The sequence below is a fragment of the Gilliamella sp. G0441 genome, assembly GCF_050589305.1.
In the GTDB taxonomy this organism is placed as follows: domain Bacteria; phylum Pseudomonadota; class Gammaproteobacteria; order Enterobacterales; family Orbaceae; genus Gilliamella.
Genome location: NZ_JBNRJF010000003.1, coordinates 93,025 through 117,466 on the forward strand (window position 1 = coordinate 93,025; position 24,442 = coordinate 117,466).

The following is a 24,442-nucleotide window of genomic DNA, read 5'->3' on the forward strand; positions in this document are numbered from 1 at the left end:
ATTCGTCTTTTCTGGATTACTGTACTATTCATAATTTCATTTTGAGAATGTATGGTTGCGTTATTACATATGACACGCCCCCTAAAATCGCAGTAGTATGTCATATCTTAAAAAATAATTAATCATCTTTTTTTAAAAACGAGAAAAAGATCACATAAAATTCATATTTAAATTCGTGTTTTTACTTATTCGCGTATACGATGACTACCTGAATAAATCACCCCTTTTTCATTTTTGAAAAAACCGATTAAGGTTAGATTACTTTTAACTGCCATATCTACAGCAAGCGATGTTGCAGCAGAAACAGCCATTAATATTTCAATTCCACAATTAATGGTTTTTTGTACCATTTCATAACTGGCTCGGCTTGATACGACAACAATAGTTTCAGAAAAATTCGAATTATTTCTGAGTTGTTTAGCTCGAAAACCTAATAGTTTGTCCAGTGCAACGTGTCGTCCTATATCTTCGAAGCCAGCAATGAAATTACCTTGTAAATCAAGCAAGATTGCAGCATGGGTACACCCTGTTTGTTCACCCACGGGTTGGACACGTTTTAATGCCGACAATACTTGATTAAATTGGGATAAATTAATGGAATGATTTGAAGATAAAATAGGCAATAAGGTGCAGACTTGGTCTATCTGTTCAGTACCGCAGATACCGCAACCTGTTCGACCGGTAAGGTTTCGGCGTTTTTGTTTAAGCTCAAAAAAACGTCGTGATGAGAGTTCAATATGAACTTCATAACCATTAATTACTTTGATAATTTCAATATTGTAGATTTCATCGATGGATTGAATAATACCTTCTGTTAATGAAAAACCGATAGCAAAATAGTCTAGATCTTTAGGAGTTGCCATCATGACAACATGTGAAATACCGTTATATACCAAAGCAATGGGGGTTTCTATAGCTAAAACATCATGTTCTGAATGGATTGATTGATTACTGTTAAATTTTTTAACCGTAATATTTTCTAAACCAATTGTCATAGACTTTCTCTGGCTATCTGTTATAACTGAACGTTAAGGCTATCTAAATAGCCACTTTTTGTTATCTAAATTCGATAAAATATTGTATTAGCCTACTTAAAATTAGTTATAAAATTTTAATAATACATCTATAACTTAACGCTAATAGTTACTTATTATGATAAAATAGGCATCTATAATCAATTGATAATTTGTGATGAAATTATGTCATTAAATGAAATTACGCATACAATAATGCAATTTATTGAAAATCACCAAATCTGGGCTTTGCCAATTATATTTTTATTAGCATTTGGTGAATCGTTAGCTATTATTTCGTTAGTGGTTCCCGCAACGGCTATATTATTAGGTGCAGGCGCATTGATTGGTACAGGTACGCTTTCTTTTGTACCTGTATTAATTGCAGCTTCATTAGGCGCCGCTTTGGGGGATTTAATCTCATATTGGTTAGGTAAACATTACCATCATCAAGTCATCCATTCTTGGCCGCTTAAAAACCATCCCAAACTGGTCTTTCGAGCAGAACAGTTTTTTGAACGCTATGGTACCTTAGGCGTTTTTATCGGTCGCTTTTTTGGACCGCTAAGAGCGATAGTGCCATTGATTGCTGGTGCTATGCATATGCCAACCACCAAATTTAATTTGGCTAACATTACCTCTGCACCAATATGGGCTTTTGTACTGTTAGCACCAGGGACTTTTGGTGTACCCTGGTTAGAAACATTGTTTGGTTAAACCGTCCCAACCATATAACTACGACGCCCACTTTTGCGACCCAAAGCTTCTAAATTGGTTTGTAACGGTGGGAAAGGTAGTGTCAGACCTTTTTCACGGTAGGCTTCTAAGATCAATTTATGGATTGCACTTCGTAACACCATGCGATGCCCCATTTCAGCAGCAAAAACACGCAGTTCAAATAATTGAATACCTTCTTGAATATCCACTAAAAAGACCTGTGGTTCAGGGTCTTTTAGAACATATTCGCATTCATCAGAGGCTTTTTGAAGTAATTCTATGACTAGATCACTATCGGCATCGATGGTAGCTGGTATCGTTAGTACAATTCGTGTAATCGAATCAGACAAAGACCAGTTTACCAGTTGTTCTGTAATAAATGCTTTATTTGGCATCACAATCTCTTTTCGATCCCAATCAACAATAGTAATGGCTCGTGTACTAATTTTTGTGATATTTCCTGTAAGATCGCGAATAGTTACGGTATCCCCGATACGAACAGGCTTTTCAAAAAGGATGATCAATCCTGAAATGAAATTAGCAAATATTTCCTGTAAACCGAAGCCTAAACCAACACCAAGTGCTGCAATTAGCCACTGTATTTTTGACCAATCTATCCCAACAAATGAAAATGCAATCGTACAGCCGATCATTAGAATGATATATTTAGAAATTGTTGATATTGCGTAACCTGTTCCTGGTGTTAAATCTAAATGTTGTAAAATACCCAATTCAAGTAAGGCGGGTAAATTTTTAACGAGTTGAACGGTTATTGTCATAACCAATATGGCAATACATAGTGATCCTAAAGTGATATATTGTTCAATTTCTGCTCCATTAACAATGGTGGTCGTCCCCCAAAGCTTTATATTATTCATGAAAGCAAAAGCAGAATGAAGTTCAGACCAGAGTAATATCATACTAATTAATGCAATTAACATAATGATTGAACGTACTAATTGCAATGATTGTGCACTTATCACATCCAAATCAATAACGGGTTCATCGACATTTTCAGACAGATCTTCTTCTGAAGTTTTCGCTCTTTGCATCCGTTCGAGACGGCGTTGTTTAGTTCGTTCAAATTCAATTCGACGTTTTTGTATCCACATCCAACGACGAATCATAAAATAAATGACTAATAATCCACCCCAAATAATGACCGAGGCTTCAAGACGACCTAATAATACTTGCGCTGTTGAGAGATAACCTAAACAGGCAGCAATAATGGCAAGCCAGGGCGCACTTAATAATATAATCCACAAAATATGACTCAGTAAATTATCCCCCATTCCCTTTTTATCAATATAAAGTGGTACGCCTGCGCGGTGAATGGAATTAGTCATGAACACTAATGCAAAACAAAGAATAATAAAAGCGGTACGTCCAATAGTTGCAGCAAATTGACGATTACTAAACTGATCAAAACTCATGACAATCATAACTAATGGTATGACTAACCATACAGATAACCGATAATATTTCATTGCGGCACGAACGCTATGTTCTGACCAACCAAAATGGGTTATAAATAGGCCATTTTGAGATGCCAAATGCGCTGAGATCATAAACACCCATAAAATGGGTGCTGCAGCATTCACACCATACCCGAGAGCAACAGCAACTGGATAATCCCAATTCAGCTGTAATGCATAACCAATAACTGCCCATAATATCGGAACCGGTAAAGCCATAACCACAGAATAAATGACAACTTCTATAGTGAGTGAATAATTATCTTGAGTAACCTTACCAACTCGAGATGCTGACTTATTTAAAAATAGATTGTATTTTAAGCGCATTTTAAAGTGCGCAAAAACTAATAAGAGTGAAATGATTAGTAAAAATAGTGATTTGGGAGTGACCAGTATTTGTATGGTTGCTTTATATAATTGTGATAAGGTATCAATAGAAAAGATAACATAATGTACATCTTTCGCTAAATTCAATGGAAAACTTAATGAAAGCGGATTAACATCGGCAACCCAGAAAAAATAACGATGTGCGGCATCATTAACTTCATCAATAGCATTAATTAATTGTTTATTGGCAATTTTTAATTTGGTCAGTTCCAATATAGTGGTATCTGTGCCTGAAATTAGTGTTTTTAATAATTCTCCTTGTTCGCGTATTAAACGTTTGTATTGCGAAGCTAGCTTGGAATTATTTAGCGAACCGACTATCACGGGATAACGGTCAAGTTCACTAAGACTATTTGAATAATTAAGTTGCTGAACTTTTGCATCGGCAATTTCAGCATCTAGCGCCAAAGATTTTGGCTTTTCAGGTAACCGTAGAAGTTGTTGGCGAAGAGTTTCACCAAGTGCGGTTGAAAAGCTTAACCACTCTCCTTGTTCATCGAGAGTGGCTAACGTATTTTGTACATGCGATATTTGCGTTGTAATATTGTTCTGTTCATTAATTATACTGGTTAAATGTGTTTTTTGATAATCCATATTTTGACGGAGATCTTCATTTTTTTCATTTAATTTTTTGATCACTTCCGAAAGTTGTTCATCATTATTAATCGTCGATAATGATTCTTCCGCCAGCGTAATTGTAGAAAAAAATATTAATAAACAATAAAAAAAACAACGCATCAACATAAACTTAGATCCTTTCGGCCAATTTTTTACCTACACGAGTTGTATCACCTAATTTAAGTTCAGAAGGAAATTCAACTGCATTTGAGGCAAAAAGTGTGATCACAGTTGAACCCAATTTAAAACAGCCCATGTCTTGACCTTTAGATAGTTTAATTTCGCCTGAATAAGTCCAGCGTTTCATGATACCTTCACGTGGCGGAGTAATAATGCCTTCCCATTCAACCTCGATACTTCCGACAATTGTTGCACCAACTAGAATTTGTGCCATAGGACCAAACTCAGTTTCAAACAAGCAGATAACACGTTCATTACGTGCAAAAATATTGGGAATGCTTTCTGTCGTGGCTTTACTTACTGAAAATAGCGAGCCAGGGACATAGATCATTTCTCGTAATATTCCATCACATGGCATGTGAAAACGGTGATAATTTTTTGGAGAAAGGTAAGTAGTTGCATAAGCGCCATTTTTAAAAAATTTGATCATATCAGGATGGCATGCAAGCAATGACTCTAATGTGTAAGTGTGTCCTTTTGCTTGTAATAATTGATTATCTTGGATATTTCCAAATTGGCTTAATATACCATCTGCGGGCATAACAACTGAATTATCAGATGTATCGATAGGACGAGCATCGTCTTTTAATTCACGAGCAAAGAAATCATTAAAAGTTTTATATTCGGTTATATTACTTATTTTAGCTTCACTTAGATCGATTTTATAAAGTTTACAAAAGCCTTTTATCAACCATGTGGTCACTTTTCCCAACGGTTTTTTTGCCAACCATCCAAAGATAACGGTAATTAACTGTTTTGGTAAAAGATACTGAATAATTGCTTTAAGCTGATTTAACATAGATAGCTCTCAAAGTTAGATAAAAAACGGGTCATTATAACAACATTTATTAGGAAAGTATAAAGTGAACTAAATTCGTTTATAGGTAGATTAGCAACTTGTTTTAAATTTCTATTATAAAATCCTGTAATAATGAAGATAAATGATTGCATGGTTTTGTAGTGAATAAAAATTTATATCTAATTACTTTTTGAGTAAAGATTAATTAATGATTGTTAATTAATGATTGTCAATTTGAAAATCTTATTAAAGAAATAGATAAAACTTAACGCTCTCAAAAAAGTCATTTCCGAAGGTTTTAAGATTTAAAAAAAAACAGTTTTACTTGTCAATAATCGCTCAAAAACTCACCGCAAAATTTTGGCATAACTCCTTTTTTTAATTCACTTTTTTATATTTTATAACTAACAAATAACTCAATCTGTAAAAATTTTTTTAGCTTTAATTTTGATTAATCAAGTTCGTTAATTAGTTTTAATTTTCATTGATAAAACTTTAAAAAATAGTCATTTACAATTTTTAAAGATTAATATTAAATGCTAAGCGCAAAAAAGATATGGTTGTTATTTAAATTAATTTTTTTATTTGAAATTTAATAAAAATCAATTTTTTTTATGCGTTTTTGACTGTTAAGTGGAAATTATTTTTATACTGAAAAAAACATTAGTCTCATGATGTTATATCCGAAGTTTCTATATTGGTGATTTAAGCTAATAATTCGATATTCAGTAGTAGTAATAAGATGAAAGTTAACAAAATTAAAAACTCGAACGATTGGCAAGAATCATACAAACAATTTCGAAGCAAAATAGAAATATTGCGTTGTCCTAAATTAGATTATGGATTTAAGTGAGATTAATTAAAATATGAAAAAAAAATATAAATTAGTATGGAACGTATCACTCCAACGATGGATTGTGACTTCTGAAGTATTACGAAATGGAAAATCAAAATTAAAAAAAATATTAGTATTAACAGCATTAATGGGCACTTCCTATGTTTCTTATGCTGATTGTTATGCTGGTAACAAAGCGTATGCTAACCAAGGTTCAACATGCGAATTTTCGAACGGTGATTACTATGGTACTAATATATCTCGCATTGAAGGTGAAAATACAACAGCAATATTTACCGCTGATAAGGTAAAAATGATAAGTCCTTCTTATTCAAGTAATCACACGCTAGCGATAGGCGGCGGTAATGGGGGACCTCAAGTAGAAGGTGGGACGACAATATTTAATGGTGATTTGGAAATTATTGCGGGTAATAAAGTCTCTCGTGGTATTTATATGTACAATAAGGGTAGCTTATTAGTTAAAGGTGATTTAACGATAACTAAAAAAACCCCTACTGGCGCACCTCTGGAAGTTGTAAAAGATAACAATGTGGTAACGGTCAATGGTGTTGCAACGTTTAACACTGATGGTTCTGATGCGATACGTAATGGAGGAAATATTACGTTTAATAATGATCTAATCATTAATAATAGTCAAGTCAGTGGTATTGGAATCAGCTTAGGCAACAAGGATGGAAATGAAAAATATTCAGGAAATCTAACGTTAAATAAAAATACGACAATTACTACCGCTGGAAAGGGGCTCCATTTATGGTATGGAACCTTAACGAATAATGGAATTATCACCTTAAATTCAAATAATGATATATCAATAGTCCATGCCGCTGTCATGGGTGATGATACGACAACATTTAACAATAATGGAACACTGACATCAGATCCGACTTCGACATCAATTGAAAATATGTTTATTCATGAAGGTACCGGTACATTTATTGTAAATAATAGCATAAATGGGGATCTTTCATTTGATAAAGGCTCATTATTTAAAAATATCACACCAGGTACCATCAATATTAATAATGCAGGAAAACTTAGCGGAACAATGGATGCTAATGTAGGTACCATCAACCTAGATAATACTGGTCAATGGTATATTAATGGTAACTCAAATTTAAATAATGTCATTAACGCTGGTGTCATTTCATTTGTTCATAATTCACCAACTGAATATCATGTTATGGATGTTAAAGGTAATTATGTTGGAAAAAACGGTACCGTGAAAATGCATACTGTATGGGACGCAGCTGATAATGAAATCGATGGAAATACTCTGTCTGATGTAATAAAAATTAACGGTTCTGCAACTGGAAATACAGTAATTATCCCTGTTTCAGAAACTGGAAAAGAAAATATAATTGAAGGTGATATTAAAACTTTAGAAAAAATCGTAAGCTCTGTTCCTGTTGTTTATGTTTCTGATAGTAATGGTGAAACGGCTTTCACTGGGACTGCAAAAACAAATGGCGCAGTTGAAGTTCAGTTAGCAAAACATACAACCGACAATGGCGATGAATATTTTTGGACTATGTCGACAAATGCTAAGCCTAATTATGAAAATCTACGTTCAAACGCCAAGAATGCTAAGCTAATTTATGCCAATTCTGTAGCGGGTTATACACTTATGCCTCGTGTTAATTTAGAACAAGGATATTCAAGCATTGCTAGTTTGAGGGAACGCCGTGGTGATTTAACGTGTTCTGATTGTAGTAATCTTAGCGACAATCATACTTGGGGGCGTTTCTTTGGTAAACATCATAAACAAGATGGTAAACAACGGTTGAACCTTGATGCCAATATTTATGGCTTACAAATTGGGCATGATTTTTATGTAAAACAGTTAAGCAACCAAAATATAGTTATGCTTGGTGGTTATTTAGCTTACACAAATGCAAATACTGATTTTTCTGATAAATATCATGCTAAAAATGGTGTTATTGCTCATGATAAAAAAACAGGAAATGGTAAATCAGAAAACATCAGTCTAGGTTTAACCAATACCTATTTTACTAATAACGGTGGGTATTTAGATTTAGTGGGGCAATTATCCTATTTAACTAACAAATATCATGCAAAAAATAGCCATAATCCTAATAGTCAACATGGTTGGGCTACAGCATTATCAGCAGAGGTTGGTCAATCTTTTTCATTATTTGACAAAAGTTGGTCAATTGAACCACAGGCTCAACTGATTTATCAATATCTTAATTTAAGTAGTTTTAAGGATAACGTTCGCCATGTCGATCAGAATGCTCAAGATGGTTTACGTAGTCGCCTTGGATTAAAATTATCTTATCAAGATGATAGTCGAGTTACTCAACGCAAATCTTTTTATGCGATTGGTAATTTATGGCATGATTTTGTTAATCCAGAAAAAACTAAAATTGGTCGTGATAGAATTAGTGAAAAGTTTGCGCATACTTGGGCTGAATTAGGTATTGGTATGCAATTACCGATAATAACAAACATGAATATCTATAGTGATGTTCGTTATGAACATAGTTTAGGTAGTACTACGCGTCAAGGCTTTTCAGGTAATGTAGGAATGATAATTGGTTGGTAGTGATTAAGATGATCAGCTAATTAATACCAAAGGGTCGTACAGCATTTTGCAATAATGTTGTGCGATCTTTTTAAAAATAAGATTCAAAACGTTTTCCCCATCAATTTACTATTTTATCGCTTTCCTAAATCAGGAACTAATCCTAAAATATTTTTAACTCAACCTGTTAGACAATTATTTGTTTAAGATAATATTGTTTTGTATATTTAAAAAGCAGATTAGGTATTAAGTATGTTATTCAATATCGAGTCTAAAGGAATTAAAAGGTTAATCTATATCTATTTAGATATTTGTTTAAAATCGAAAGGCGGGAGTCGTTATCTCGGTATTATTTTTGAATTATCTATCATTAATCCAAATGCATTATGATTAATCAATATGAATTTTTACCGTTTTTAAAACTGACTAAAATAGATTTTTATTGTCTTGATTTATAAAAGATTATTTGGAAATTTTCGAAAAAAAATGCTTTCAAACTTCTGCAAAATTTTAATCTCATGAATAGATTTAGAAATAAAACAGCGGAAATTTCTATTTATTTAAAGAACTTACATCAGTAAGTTCTTTATTAATAATTAAAACGTCTACCACATAAATATCAGTTGATATTATGTGGTAGACATTATCATTACCAGTTTACTTTCAGACCAATATCACCTCGGAAGCTTTGACGTTTACTACCCCCAAAGTTATGCTCACTACGGATATCCCCATAAAGTTCGCTTTGACTGGTCACAGGTATATTTAATCCTAAACCGATTTCACCCCAAGTTTTATTAAACTTTTCGTTAATTTTGTCATGTCCAATTTTGACGTCATCTGGGCTATAGAAATCATGTAAAATATTACCGATAGCATAAATCGAAGTACTTCGGCTTTCATTATCATTGGCGTTATAAGCAATCATTAAACCAACTCGCCCACGTAACGTATCTGGATTATTCTGATCAACATGACGAACATTATCTTTAAAACTGTCAAGTTTCAGATATTGATAAATCAATTGTGTTTGAGGTTCGATAGACCAACTTGTTCCGTTTAATGGAAAAGAATGGCCAACTTCAGCCGATAGCGCAATGCCCCAACCAGTTTGAGTGGAAGGATTTTTGCCTGTACGAGCATTATACTTATTTCGAAGGTAAGACAATTGACCAACTAAGTCAACATAGGTGCCACCACCTGTATAATAAGTATTAGTAATACCCAAGCTAAAGCTGTCTGATTCGCCTTTACCTGTTTTTTTATTACTAGTTATAATGCCATCTTTAGCACGATATTTATCAGAAAAATCGGTTTTAGCTTTGCTGTAAGAGATGTAACCACCCAATAAATTCAGACCGTTATTATCTAGAGGGGTAATTGAAAAGTCATGACCAATTTGTAAGCCGAAAATATTCGTATCAAATTTAAGGCGTTCTTTACCATCTTGTTTTTGATTTTTACCGAAAATACGAGCCCAAGTATTTTGGCTATTATCATTTGCACAATTTAAGCAATAAAGATCACCACGACGCTCTCTTAAATTAGCCAAAGTTGTGAATCCTTGTTCAAAATTAACACTTGGCATCAGCGTATAACCCGCAACTGAATCTGCATAAATAGTTTTATTTGTTTCTGCTTGGGATTTGGTTTTAGCTTTCATTGTCCAGTAATATTCATCTCGGTTATCAACGGTACGTTTAGCCAACTGGACTTCTGTCAAACCGGTAGTTTGAGCTTTACCTGTAAAGGCAATGTCTGTTCCGCTATTGGCAACATTGACGACTGAAATACTATCTAAACTTTTTTCAATTTGTTTTACATTTCCATCTATAATGCGTTCTGTACCATCTGCAGATACTTGGACGATGGTCGTTGTACCTTTGGCTGTACCAGCAATATTTAAAACATCAGAGTTGGAGCTACTACCGTTTTCGTCGTCTGAAGCATTCCATATGGTATGCATTTTCAATGTACCTTCATGACCGACATAATCCCCATCGATATCAATCGTGAAGAATTCGCTACTGCTACGATTAGCAGTTATTGGATGTTTGAAATGGATGGTACCGGCATTTGTGACATTGGTTAGCTTCGAATACTCAGTGGTTTCCCAAAGTCCTGAGTTATTTAAGTTAACAATCCCTTTTCCTGTATCTATTTTACCAGACAATTTACCGGCATTATTCGCGACGATAGTACCTGTTGATGTGTTTGTGAAAATATTATTATTGTCAGAATTCAATACACCAGTCGTTGTATTGTTGATTTCTAAAGTACCAGTTTTATCATGACTGATAATTGATTGAATATTATCAATTTTACTTGTATCTAACGTTCCTGCATTATTAAATACAGCTGTTTTGCCAGATTCAACAGTACTATGTATCGCTGCAGTATCTGTTTTAGATTCAATAGCTAATATACCTAAATTAGATAGTGAGCCACCATCAAGAATCACCGCTTTATAATTTTGTGGAGATTTAATATTTGTATTTTTTAATATTAGATTTCCCCCCGTTTGATAAATAGCGGTTGATTCAGCCGTATTTATGTCTAATTGTGAATCATCAGCGGCTATGATGTTACCTCCGCTAATATAAATTCCATTGCCCGATTGTGTAGTGATAGTTGTTTGCTTATTCAGATTAACTGTACCATCTTCTACATTTATGCCGTGAGTAGAGTGTTTAGCATTAAGTGTAGTATTTCTGGCTAAGCTGACATTACCGCTTCTGACTTTAATCAAATTACCATTATTAGCATTAGAGCTGATGGTTAATTGAACGGCTTTATCACTATTGATTGTTCCACCATTAATGTTGATACCATCTCCCTTTTCGGTGAAAATAGTGGTTTCTCGGTTTAGGTTTAATCTACCTTGTCCCCCCATGGTTATACCATTACCAGAGTCTTTTGCAGTAAGTATTGTTTTGTCCGCTAGATTAATTTCACCCTGATCTTGTAGTTTTATGACATCACCGTTACCTGTATCCGTATTATTGGCATTGGTACTATTGGTTGTTGCATTAAGTTCAGAACCAAAAGATACTTTCCCTTGTCCAGATACATATAATGAGGTTGCAGATGCATAGCGTTGATTTCCTGTACCATAGGATTCAATCTTGGTTATACCATCAACTTTTATCTCGCCACCATAAATATCTATGGAATTATGGCCAGCATTCCCCAATTTGTTTGATACGACATCCAAATCACCTTTAATAATAATCGAACCAGAAGTTTGAGCTATACCTTTCCCTTCTTTTACATCAATATTTAAATTTTCATGAAAAGTCGTCGTACCTGCACTGTTTTTTAAACCGACATAATTTGCTTGAATATCGACGTTTTTCTCAAAATTAAGGATTCCGCCCAATTGAGTACTATTCATTTCAGAACCATTACGAATACCGTCACCATTCGATTTTATAGTCGTTATCCCCCTAACAGTCAATCTTGATGAATTGGCGTTAGTGAGAGATACATCAATTGGAGCTCCAGTTTCAAATTCTGTTTGAGATTGATCATTTTTGTCGGGCCAGAAATCAGTATGATTGATGTTTAAATTTCCATTAACCAATAATTCACTGTTGTCCCCTAATAAAATACTGCTTGGTCGGTATTGTTTTTTCGTATCATCGGGTGGTAACGTTTGAGCGTTAAGATTAATCGTTAAATCACCTTCAACAGTTACTGTTCCCCCTAAATTTGGACGATTATTTATAGGGTTCTGTTTAGGATATGGTTCTGTCGTCCCAATAACTAAAGCATGATTTTGGTTTTTGCTGGTAATGGTTACATTGTTGGCAAATGGATTAAATGTAAGTTTACCACCATTATCAACAGCAATGACCTTATTATCTTTCCCTGGAATTTGTACGCCTGTATAGCTGTTCTCACTAAGTTCACATTGATTTCCATCAACAATTATTTGGAAGTTTGAATTGAATGAACAAGGGCCCGCTAAAACATTAGCAGAAAGCGAAGCCAATGCTGTTACGGCTAGAAGTTTTGTACTTTTCGTTTTTCCTTTTTTTGCCAGTTCTGAAACAACAACCCATTGTCGCTTAGATGTGTGCCAGACTAATTTGTAAATTTTATTCATATTATCATCCTATTAGATTTTATTTATAGCTAACTTTCTATTAGATTTTATTTATAGTTAACTTTGTTATTAATATTATAAGTTAACAGTAATTCCCTTAACGGCTTATGTAAAAATTAAATTTAACAATTTTTACATTCGTATAAAAATTTAATGTAAACTGTTTATTTAAATTAAATTTATTGTGATTAAAGAGTTAAGGGCGGGTAATTCTATTACTATTTTAGTAGTATGTATAGATAAAAATCTTTTATTTCTGATCAAAATATGATCGGGGTAGGTGGTGGCGAAAATCAGAAATTAAATTTTTGTTAAGGTGTGTAAGTGAGCATCTTAATCTGTGATGATGGATTAATTGCTTTACGAAAAAACATCGGGTTAGCATCAAAAATTAATGCTAACCCGATTAGAGGATATTAAGTAAAGTGTCATAGCATTAAAATATCAAATATTTAACGTTACTATCAATAAACTCTATTCATCTGATATTATTATATTTTTCAATTAAACCTTAAGGGTTAATATGTAAAAAATAATAAATTATTAACAATAAATACTGGAATTAAAATCCCTATTGACCATTTCATATACCCAAAAAAACTAGGCATCTTGATTTGATTTTGGGTTGCAATGCTTTTAACCATAAAGTTAGGTGCATTCCCAATATAACTTAAAGCACCCATAAAAACAGAACCCATGGATACGGCTAGTAAGGTCTTTTCAAGCGAAGTCATTAATATTGTTGCATCACCCGATGCTAAATTAAAAAAGACGAGATAAGTTGGTGCATTGTCTAAAAATCCTGATAGTAACCCTGAAAGCCAAAAATACATACTATTAATGGGGTGCGCTTGTTGATTATTGACTAATGAAACTAGTGGCGATAACGCTCCGTCACTGCCTGCTTTTAAAATGGCCAGAACTGGTACGATTGTAATAAATATACCAATGAATAGTTTAGCTACTTCAATAATAGGTTCCCAATTAAACTCATTAGCTGCGCGAATGTTTTTCGGAGTTATGCAAATAGAAATTAGGGTGATAATGATAAAAACGCCATCTCGGACAAGGTTAGGTAAACTAAGATGAGTCTCGAATAGCGTTACCTCTATAGAGGAATGCCATATTCCAGATAATAGAACCATTGCAATAATCAGGATCAACAGCCCTCCATTTTTTAAACCATAAAACTTAATGGAATTGTCAATTTTGGGCATTGCAACTTGTTGTAGATTACCATACTGTAGTCGGAAATAGTGGCGGTCAATAAAATAAAAAATCGTGAGTAATAATGTTGAGGTTAACAATACCGGTAATAACATATGGCTCATTGTCCAGAAAAAATCGACACCTTTCAAAAAACCGATAAATAGTGGCGGATCACCAAGTGGAGTTAATCCCCCTCCTATATTGGCCACTAAAAAAATGAAAAAAATAATGATATGAACGGCTTGTTTTCGATTGCGATTGGCTCTGATAAGTGGGCGTATCATTAGCATGGCTGCGCCGGTTGTTCCCATGATTGACGCTAATAAAGTACCGACTGCTAAAATGCAAACATTTAATTTTGGCGTACTGACTATTTCACTTTTGATTAAAATACCACCTGATACGGTAAACAGCGCCAACAATAACAGAATAAAAGGAATATATTCAGCGAATATTGCATGAGTAGTTAGCTCAAGAGTTGATTGCCACCCAAAAAAATAACATGCTGATCCCATAAAGAGCAACGTCCAAAAAATGGTGATCTTGCCATAATGGTGATGCCATATTCGGGGTATCAATAATGGTAATAACGCAATCGACAACAAAATACCAACAAATGGGATACCCCAACAGAGTGATAGATGTTGACCACTAAAATCATCAGCATACAAGTCGAAAGGGATGAATGTTAATATAAACAATGGTGTTAGTGATAATTTAATTAAATGATTCATTAGGTGTATTTTGAGTATTCTTTTATAACCTATTATAACAAATATTTTAATTGTAATTGTTATTACAGTAAGTTGTATCAAAAATCATACTAAAAAGTTTAATTATTTTATTAAGTTAATACATAAGATGTGAAAACAATGTGTATAAATGGCGCTTAATTAATCGTGTATGTATTTTTCTCACAGCAAAACGTCATTATAATAGATAATAGTACACATTCCTGGAACAAACATGCAAAAACGATCACCAACTGTCAACGCATCGCCTTTACATATTCGCAATAAACATCGCCATGGATATGACTTTGCACAATTAATTAAAGCCGTGCCAGATTTTTCACCTTTTGTTAAACGAAATCAATATGGAAATTTATCGATTGATTTTGCTGATCCTGACGCTGTCAGAATGTTAAATAAAGCATTGTTATTGACCTATTACCAACTTTCTTATTGGGATATTCCTAACGATTATTTGTGTCCTCCGATACCCGGACGAGCCGATTATATGCATTATTTGGCCGACTTGCTGGCAGAAGATAATCAACATATCATGATGACGGGTAAAAAAGTTCAGGTGTTGGATATCGGTATGGGAGCCAATATGATCTATCCTATTATTGGTCGGGCTGAATATGGATGGTCATTTGTAGGTAGCGATATCAATCCAACCGCAATAAAAGTTGCATCATTAATCACAAAGGCTAATTCGTTACTCAAGGGATCTGTTCAATGTCGATTGCAAAAAAATCGCTCGGCAATTTTTGATGGGATTATTCAGCCTAAAGAGTTTTATATGCTAACTCTTTGTAATCCTCCTTTTCATGCGTCAGCGCAAGCTGCCTTAGCCAGTACCCAGAAAAAACTCAAAAATCTAGGAAAATTGGGTGATTCAAAACAAAAAACAGTACTGAATTTTGGTGGGCAACATATGGAGTTATGGTGTCAAGGTGGCGAAAGCACATTTATTAGTAATATGATAAAAGAGAGTGCCAATTATAAAACACAGTGTTTATGGTTTACGACATTGGTTTCAAAAAAAGAGTCATTACCAGTAATTAGAAAACACTTAGAAGCCGTTGAAGCTATTGAGACAAAAATTGTGCCTATGGCACAAGGACAAAAAATTAGCCGTTTTGTCGCATGGACTTACTTTAATAAAGCAGAACGTCAACAGTTTCTAGCAAATTATTAATGTTTATTAAAATATCTCAAACAGACAGGTATTTAAGTCCTACAAAGGCGAGTGATTAATCCCTCCAATGTGTCCTGCAAATAGTATCCAATAATTTTTTTATTGTTAGTTGACCTTTTCTTGTTTTATCTAATCAGATGTTTAATCAACATGCTATTTTTACATAAATAAAAAATGATATGTAATCAATGTTTAATATTAAAAATGGGTATTCAATAATTATATAATTCTTTGTTATAACTAAAAATTATTATTTTCCTTATAAAAAATTAACGATAATTAAAATGCTTTGCAATAAACAGTAATGGTTATAATATAATCAATACTGAAGCGATATCCATTTAGGTATAAGGAAGATAATATGAGTAAGAATACGACGGCAGAACTGATTGAAAAGTTAGAAACTATTGTGGGCAAAAAGCACACATTAACTGATCCTTCCCGTACATTACTTTATCGTAAAGGTATTCGTTTTGGGGAAGGTGATGCTATTGCAGTGGTTTTACCCGGTACGTTAGTTGAACAGTGGCTAGTTTTAAAAGCGTGTGTTGAAGCCGATGTCATTGTGATTACTCAATCGGCAAATACAGGATTAACCGGTGGTTCTACACCTGACGGTAATGATTATGATAGGCCTGTGGTAATTGTCAGTACTCGTCGACTTGAAGGTATTCAAGTGATTGAAAATGGTGAGCAAGTGGTTTGTTTGCCAGGCAGTACGCTATTTAAACTTGAAAAAGAGTTGAAAAAATATAATCGTGGGCCGCATTCGGTAATAGGTTCATCTTGTATTGGCGCATCCGTTATGGGTGGGGTGTGTAATAATTCTGGTGGTGCCTTAATCCAGCATGGGCCTGCCTATACACAAATGGCCGTATTTGCTCAATTAGATGATCAAGGACAATTGCATCTGGTTAACCATTTAGGGATTGAATTAGGTGACGATCCAGAGACTATCTTACAAAATCTTCAAAATCATACTTATACTGAAAAAGACATTAATCATGATGCAGGTTTAGGACACGATCATCATTATTGCGATCATGTTCGTGAGATTGATGCCGATACGCCAGCACGTTTTAATGCCGATCCAACTAGACATTACGAAGCTTCGGGTAGTGCAGGTCGGTTAATGGTATTTGCTGTACGATTAGATACGTTTCCACTTGAAAAAAATAGTGCAGTATTTTATATCGGCACTAATAATACTGATGATCTTGATGAAATCCGACGTCATATTTTAGCTCACTTTAAAAATTTACCGGTATCGGGCGAATATATTCATCGTGATGCATTTGATATTGCTGCTGTATATGGTAAACATATCTATTTAGCCATACAAAATTTAGGTACAAATGTGATTCCTCGCTTATATGCATTTAAAAATTTCGTTGATCGTGTCAGTACAAAAATTCCATTCTTCCCCAATAATTTTTCAGATCGATTTGCGGTGTTTGTGAGTAAATTACTTCCTAACCACTTACCTAAATCTATTCGTGATTATCGTGATCGTTTTGAACATCATCTCATTTTAAAAATGGCCGATGATGGCATAGCGGAAGCTCAGGCATTTTTGCAAACATTTTTTCAAAACAAACAAAGCGACTATTTTCATTGTAATGAGAAAGAAGCAGAAGCGGCGATGTTGCATCGTTTTGCGACAGCTGGTGCTGCAACTGTTTATCGTAGTGTCCATTCGGATACGGTTGAAGATTTGGTTGCACTGGATATTGCTTTACGACGTAATGATAAAGATTGGTTTGAAACATTACCTGAAAATATAAGTCAACATTTTATTCATAAATTATATTATGGGCATTTCTTCTGTTCTGTTTTTCACCAAGATTATATTGCCAAAAAAGGAACAGATTGCCACAAAGTGAAAGAAGAGATGTTATCCATTTTAGATCAGCGTGGCGCACAATATCCTGCTGAACATAATGTTGGTCATTTATATCAAGCTAACGCTGATTTGAAAAAATTCTATCAGCAATTAGATCCGACTAACAGCCTCAATCCAGGTATTGGTAAGACATCGAAAAAGAAATATTGGCAGTAATTTGACCTTAAACGAAAACCGCCAGTATTGATAAACTGGCGGTGTTATGTTGATATGACTAAATAATCATATTGTTCAATAAATCGATTAATATATTGTCTTGAAAATCATTTGTATATCAAAGTAATTTTTTTAATTGATATAACATTTCTAAGGCCTGTTTCGGTGTTAATGCATCAGGATCTATACGTTTTAAAGCCTCTTCAACTTCAGACGGTTCTGATTCAGCTTCAAACGAAAGTTGCGAGCTATCAACATGGCTGTTCGCTGTCTGTTTTGAAATCATTTCAAGCTCTTTTAATTTCTGTTTTGCCCTTTTTAAAACCGTTTTAGGCACACCCGCTAAACCCGCAACGGCGATACCGAAACTTTTGCTTGCTGCACCTTCAGAAACTTCATGAATAAATGCAACGGTATTATCATGTTCAATAGCATCAAAATGGATGTTATAGACACCTTGCATATGTTCAGGTAGTTGAGTTAATTCAAAGTAATGAGTAGCAAATAGGGTCATCGCCTTAATGTGATTAGCTAAATTTTCTGCACATGCCCAAGCCAATGAAAGCCCATCATAGGTTGAGGTGCCTCGACCAATTTCATCCATAAGTACCAAACTTTGTTCAGTTGCGTTATGCATAATATTGGCTGTTTCAGTCATTTCAACCATAAAAGTAGAACGCCCGGATGCTAAATCATCTGATGCACCTATTCGCGTAAAGATGCGATCAACAGGCCCAATCACGGCTTTAGATGCAGGAACAAAGCTACCAATATAAGTCAGTAAAACAATCAATGCAGCTTGACGCATATATGTGCTTTTCCCGCCCATATTTGGGCCCGTAATAATAAGCATTCTGCGGTTTGGTGATAGCAAAAGCGAGTTCGCAATAAATGGTGTTTTTAATACTTGTTCTATAACCACATGTCGACCATCTTTAATTTCAATTCCTGCACTATTAGATAATGTCGGGCACTGATAATTAAATGTTAAAGCACGTTCAGCAAGGTTAGTTAGTACATCAAGTTCAGCTATTGCATCGGCACTCATTTGCATATTCGCTAAATCAGGCAATAGTAACTCAAAAAGTTGATCGTAAAGTTGTTTTTCTAAAGCTAATGCACGACCTTTAGAGGTTAACACTTTATCTTCATATTCTTTTAATTCTGGAATAATATAACGTTCAACATTCTTCAATGTTTGCCGTCTGGTATAGTGAATCGGCGCTAAATGGCTTTGCCCTCGACTGATTTGAATATAGTAACCATGTACCGCATTAAATCCGACTTTTAAGGTATCGATACCTAGCGTTTCACGCTCGCGAATCTCAAGTTGTTCCAGATAATTAGTTGCACCGTCAGCAAGATTACGAAGTTCATCTAATTCGGCATTATAGCCAGTTGCAATCACCCCTCCATCACGAATAATAACGGGTGGGGCTTCAACAATCGCTTGATTTAAAAGATCGGCTATCTGATCAAATTGATTGATTTTAGCTCGTAAAGCAATTAAATAAGGTGATGAGTGATGATTTAACAATTGTTGTAATTCTGGCAATACATTATAGGCATCACGTAAACGAGCAAAATCGCGTGGGCGTGCTGTTCTTAACGCTAATCTGGCTAAAATTCGTTCCAGATCACCAATTTGCTTTAAGATCGGTTGAATATCACCAAGATCTTGTTGTAATTCGCTAATGGCTTCTTGTCTATTTTGCAAAATAACCACATTACGGATAGGCGAATGCAACCAACGTTTTAACATTCGGCTTCCCATAGCGGTTTGTGTTTTGTCTAATATATCGGCAACCGTATTTTCAGTGCCACCACATAAATTTTCGGTGATTTCTAAGTTTCGGCGAGTAGCAGCATCTAAGACAACAAAATCATAGGCTGATTCTTTAATGATAGAGCGAATATGGGGCAGGGCTGTGCGCTGAGTATCTTTAACATATTGCAGTAAACAACCTGCGGCAGACAATGCATAACAACAATCCTCAACCCCAAATCCAACTAAATCATTCGTTCCAAATTGTAACTTAAGCTGTTGTTTCGCTGTTTCAAGATCGAAGTCCCACAATGGGCGCCGTCTTAAGCCATTACGATTGTCAATTAATGACATGGATTCGAAATCTTCAGGATAAAGAAGTTCAACCGGATTTGTCCGCTGTAGTTCAGCTTGCATTGCTTCAACGTTATCGCATTCGAATACAAAAAAACGACCAGAACTGATATCAAGAGTTGCATAACCAAAATGATTTTTGTGCTGCCAAATGGAAGCCAACAAATTATCTTTTCGATCTTCTAAAAGTAATTCATCACTTACTGTGCCAGGGGTGACTATACGAACAACCTTACGCTCAACAGGCCCTTTACTGGTAGCAGGATCGCCAATCTGCTCACAAATTGCGACCGACTCCCCCAACGCAATGAGTTTTGCTAAATAACTTTCAACTGCATGATAAGGCACGCCTGCCATTGGAATAGGTTCACCATTTGAAGAGCCTCTTTTTGTTAACGAGATATCAAGAAGTTGCGAAGCCCGTTTGGCATCATCATAAAACATCTCATAAAAATCACCCATACGATAAAACAGTAAAATATCCGGATTTTCTGCTTTCAATTTTAGGTATTGTCGCATCATTGGTGTGTGGTCGGTGAAGTTGTCGTATTCGGTCATATTATCAATTCTTTTTTATCTAAAACTCAGGCGATTACTATATATAATCTTACTCACTTTTTCGCAAAATCTTTGATTTTGCTCTTAAGTAACTCGGTAACTGTCTTAAAAACCCTAAAAATCGGTGAAACTTATTATTACATTAGGCATAGTTTAATATTAAATGATTGTATCACTTTATAGGTTGTATTGAAAATGAGGTGATTAGGTCATAATGAATTTAAATTTATGAGGATTGAAGATCGAATTAAAGCCAAAGGTAGTAGTGAACTCATGTTATCTAATTTATTTATGACTGAAAGAATATTAAACCCACTTGAACGATTATGTATTTATCCATTGAGTATTAAAACCCTGTTACTTAAATATGAATCTTTTTATAATTTGCAAGATAAAATGACTATTCCTGAGGCACTAGGTAAAAATTGACAAAGGATATGCTAAAGACAATATTCGCAAAATTTTAAAACAAAATAAAACTCGTTTATTTGATGGTGTTGCCCTTTGGGAACAAAAAAATAAATTGTATGGCATTGCTAGGGGTGATAGTGCAACCTGCATACTGGAATAAGAAAAATTAAGAAAATATATAAAAAATTAATAATTTGGTAAAACATTGTTTAAATTTAATTTGATAGTTACCTGTTTCAATTGAATGCTATCAGTTTAAATTGAATCTCAATTTTTATTTTTCTGGGTAAATTTTTGTATATACAACGCTTTTGTATAAAATAACATAATTATATTGTTTTCATATATAATGATACTAAAAAGGTTATCAAAAAATGATGGTTACTGATAATGTAATAGGAATAAATATTGATATAAAAATCAATAAATTAGCATGTTAGGAGATAAAGATGGTTGATAGTGATGTTGCAGTAGAAAAATTATCTATAAAAAAAAGAAGTGTCAAAGATCTTGCTGATTATATAAAAATTAAATCAGGAATATCACCAAATTATGCACTTTTTCTAGGTGCTGGCGCATCTGTAACATCTGGAATTCGTACTGGTCACGAATTAGTACAGGAGTGGAGAGAAGAAATTTATACAAGATTGTCAGAGAAGGAGTATTCTGAACCTGAAGAAGCAAAACAATGGTTATCAACGAACCATCCAGATTGGTATGATCAAAATAATGAATATTCGTCCCTTTTTGAAAAAAAATTTGATTTACCTTCACAACGTAGACGTTTTGTCGAGCTTCAAGTTGATAAAAAATTTCCTTCAATTGGATATGCATATCTTGTAGAGTTATTTGAATTAAAGTTTTTTGATACTGTGTTCACTACAAATTTTGATGATTTGATTAATGAAGCGTTCTATCAATTTTCATCAGAAAGACCTTTATTATGTGCACATGATTCATCAATAAAAGGAGTATCAATAACTTCATCTCGCCCTAAGATCATAAAACTCCATGGTGATTATTTATTCGATAGTATAAAAAGTTCTCTGAGGGAAACTGAGTCATTAGAAAATAATACTAGGGAAAAATTATTAGAATTTGCAAAAGAATATGGATTAATATTTGTGGGATATGCTGGTAATGATACTTCCATAATGGATACTGTTAAATATTTGCTTAAAGATAATGATTATTTAAGAAACGGTATTTATTGGTGTAGAAAAAAAGGTGACGCAATAACTTCAGAACTTTTTAAGTTGCTTAATCATGAAAAAGTATATTGGGTTGAAATTGATGGATTTGATGAATTCATGGCTGAATTACTTTATCAACTTGGAGGAGAACTTTCACTAGGTGGAAGCCAAAAATCTACAAGAAGAGAAAAAATGATAAATAATTTCCTAAAAGATTCTTTTCATCTTAGCAAAAATCAATTTATTGAATCGGACTTGGAAAAAATTAGAAAGAATAATTTAACCAAAGACATCTCATCCCTAATAAACGAATTATCGCAGAGTGAAGACGATGATCAAAGAATTCCTGAGGAGGATTTTAGAAATTTATTAACTATTGATAAGTCAATTCGTTCGAAAAAATACTCTCTTGCAGAGAATAAGTTAAATAACTTAATTACCAACACAACCGATGATAAAATTAAACCTTTGTATCTAAAACGTCTCATTGCTATAAAGGAAAAACAAAAAAATACCAAATCAGCCTTAGAGTATAGTGATAAATTAATTGAATTGGATGAGTTTAATATAAGCTACTCTTTGTTTAAATCTAATATTTTTGTAGATAGAAAAGATAAAATAAAATATCTTAAAGAGCTACTTCCTAAGTTTCAATATAGTATCAGCCTTAAAAATCACCTATGTCGCGTTGCTATAAATTATTTGGATAATGATAATGGTGATTTAATCACATTTGAAGAATTAAATAAACTTATTGAAGAAAGTCTTTTTCAAGATAACAGCCTTGAAAATAGAGCATGGAAAATTAAATACGATGCAATAAAATGTGAGCATCAAACTAAATATGAAAAAGATCAGTGTAATAAGTTAGTTAGAGAATTACTTGAAAAAATTAAAGAAAAAAATCCGATCCATGATACTTATCTGAATATATATTCTGATTTTTCTTGTTCCCAACAAAATAAAGAAAAGATTATCGAATGCATTAGCTCGTTAGCTAAAATTTATGAACACTCATCAAAAAATAAAAAAAGAAATATATTAAAATATTTAACTAATCTGTATTCATCTTTATTTTATACTGATTATGAAATTGATGAACGAAATACATTAATGAGAGAGTTTATTGATAAATATAACGATGAGAAAGATATTGCCGAAATAGCTTCATTCATCTTATTCAAAGCTAGGTATGAAATAGGTTGCAATAAAAATCTTAGCGTAGGTATTGAACTAGCAAAGGAAGCACTGAATAGTAGAGGGAAAAATAGTTGCTTATTAAGCATTATTGATATTTTACTTTTTGATAAAGCAAATATTCCTTTTGTAGAAGATTTAATAGACAACCTATCAAGAGATATTTCAAATCAGCTTTTGCAGGAAATAAAATATAAATTATTAACTTTAAAAGGTGACTACAAACGTGCTCTGGAATGCCTTGATGAAGCTTTTAAAGAGGATTTAATATCGAGTTCTTATATTATTAAAAAAACATATATTAATCTTTTAGCAGAAAACTATCAGGATACTATTAACATTGTTACCGATGAACTTGATAAAATAAAAAATGTTAAAGAAAGAGATGTATTGATAATCAATAGGGAATTTGCGAAGAAAAAACTGAATTTGAAAATAAACGAATCTGAAGTCCGTACAGTTATATCTCGTCACAGATCTAAAGGGGTGATTGCCATGTGTGCGTTTTTCCTATTAGACCATGAATCAGATGCAAAAAGAGAATTGAAAAATTTAATAGAACGAGATTTCATGAATTATTATAATTTTTTGAATTGGCCTGCGGTGCCGAAAAATATTCTTTCTTCATACATATCGAGTATAAGTTCTATAATTTAACCGTGTAATAAAAATAAGATTGTTTTATTATGTAATAAAGTTAATGGTAAAAATTGATAAAGTGTGATCTTCCTAATTTATACTAGACCTATTCATTTATATCAGTAGTTAGTTTTAGAGTTAGCGTTAGAGTAACTCTAAAAAGATGGAAGATATATTACGTAATTAGTTAAAAAAGTGATATTATCTAAAGCGATTGCTTTTTGTATTGTTAAAAGCATCCTGAGTAGGTCAAATATAAAAAGGTTATTAAAACTGAAGTGAACAAATCTTTTTATTTTTTAAAATAATGTTTAAATTCAATTAAACTTATAAACGCATGATTGGCGAATAGTCAGCGAAGTTGCCATATTCGCTCATATTATCTCTCTTTTTTATCTACATTTCAGGCGATTACTCTCTCTATTTATACTGACTA

General features: G+C 33.5%; 12 protein-coding genes. 6 read left to right on the forward strand and 6 right to left on the reverse strand.

Annotated elements, in window-relative coordinates; all coding sequences use genetic code 11:
- Window positions 1-185: 185 nt before the first annotated feature.
- Entirely contained in the window at window positions 186-995 is an 810-nt protein-coding gene (fdhD, locus tag ACKJXD_RS03985) for a formate dehydrogenase accessory sulfurtransferase FdhD (RefSeq protein WP_430875602.1), read from the reverse strand.
- 204 nt (window positions 996-1,199) lie between these two features.
- Here fdhD and ACKJXD_RS03990 point away from each other — a divergent pair, with 204 nt between their 5' ends.
- Entirely contained in the window at window positions 1,200-1,730 is a 531-nt protein-coding gene (locus ACKJXD_RS03990) for a DedA family protein (protein ID WP_294828846.1), read from the forward strand.
- Here ACKJXD_RS03990 and mscM read toward each other — a convergent pair.
- Window positions 1,727-4,330, reverse strand: a complete 2,604-nt coding sequence (gene mscM / locus ACKJXD_RS03995; RefSeq protein WP_430875603.1) for a miniconductance mechanosensitive channel MscM — start codon at window positions 4,328-4,330, stop codon at window positions 1,727-1,729. The two genes, ACKJXD_RS03990 and mscM, sit on opposite strands and share 4 nt — an antisense overlap.
- A 10-nt stretch (window positions 4,331-4,340) precedes the next feature.
- Window positions 4,341-5,189 (reverse strand): archaetidylserine decarboxylase, encoded by an 849-nt coding sequence (gene asd / locus ACKJXD_RS04000; protein ID WP_294828852.1) that lies wholly within the window; start codon window positions 5,187-5,189, stop codon window positions 4,341-4,343.
- Window positions 5,190-6,055: 866 nt separating this feature from the next.
- Here asd and ACKJXD_RS04005 point away from each other — a divergent pair.
- Window positions 6,056-8,608, forward strand: a complete 2,553-nt coding sequence (locus ACKJXD_RS04005; RefSeq protein ID WP_430875604.1) for an autotransporter outer membrane beta-barrel domain-containing protein — start codon at window positions 6,056-6,058, stop codon at window positions 8,606-8,608.
- A gap of 628 nt (window positions 8,609-9,236) precedes the next feature.
- Here ACKJXD_RS04005 and ACKJXD_RS04010 read toward each other — a convergent pair.
- Together ACKJXD_RS04010 and ACKJXD_RS04015 are read right to left on the reverse strand one after the other, a co-directional pair.
- Window positions 9,237-12,695, reverse strand: a complete 3,459-nt coding sequence (locus tag ACKJXD_RS04010; RefSeq protein ID WP_430875605.1) for an autotransporter outer membrane beta-barrel domain-containing protein — start codon at window positions 12,693-12,695, stop codon at window positions 9,237-9,239.
- A 518-nt stretch (window positions 12,696-13,213) separates the two neighbouring features.
- A complete protein-coding gene (locus ACKJXD_RS04015; RefSeq protein WP_430875606.1) occupies window positions 13,214-14,638 on the reverse strand; it encodes a sodium:proton antiporter in 1,425 nt (474 codons plus the stop codon).
- 232 nt (window positions 14,639-14,870) lie between these two features.
- Between ACKJXD_RS04015 and rlmF the strand changes: the two genes are divergently transcribed.
- Window positions 14,871-15,830, forward strand: a complete 960-nt coding sequence (gene rlmF, locus ACKJXD_RS04020) for a 23S rRNA (adenine(1618)-N(6))-methyltransferase RlmF (RefSeq protein ID WP_220216787.1) — start codon at window positions 14,871-14,873, stop codon at window positions 15,828-15,830.
- Between the two features lie 361 nt (window positions 15,831-16,191).
- Window positions 16,192-17,889, forward strand: coding sequence for a D-lactate dehydrogenase (gene dld / locus ACKJXD_RS04025; RefSeq protein WP_430875607.1), 1,698 nt, complete (start codon window positions 16,192-16,194; stop codon window positions 17,887-17,889).
- Between the two features lie 118 nt (window positions 17,890-18,007).
- Here dld and mutS read toward each other — a convergent pair whose 3' ends face one another.
- On the reverse strand, window positions 18,008-20,566 hold the full coding sequence (gene mutS, locus ACKJXD_RS04030; RefSeq protein WP_430875608.1) for a DNA mismatch repair protein MutS: 2,559 nt from the start codon (window positions 20,564-20,566) through the stop codon (window positions 18,008-18,010).
- Window positions 20,567-20,794: 228 nt separating this feature from the next.
- Here mutS and ACKJXD_RS04035 point away from each other — a divergent pair, with 228 nt between their 5' ends.
- Both ACKJXD_RS04035 and ACKJXD_RS04040 read left to right on the forward strand, forming a co-directional pair.
- The gene (locus ACKJXD_RS04035) at window positions 20,795-20,995 is read left to right on the forward strand and encodes a hypothetical protein (RefSeq protein WP_430875609.1); all 201 of its coding nucleotides are present in this window, start codon (window positions 20,795-20,797) and stop codon (window positions 20,993-20,995) included.
- A gap of 431 nt (window positions 20,996-21,426) precedes the next feature.
- Window positions 21,427-24,024, forward strand: coding sequence for an SIR2 family protein (locus ACKJXD_RS04040; protein WP_430875610.1), 2,598 nt, complete (start codon window positions 21,427-21,429; stop codon window positions 24,022-24,024).
- Window positions 24,025-24,442: the final 418 nt, after the last annotated feature.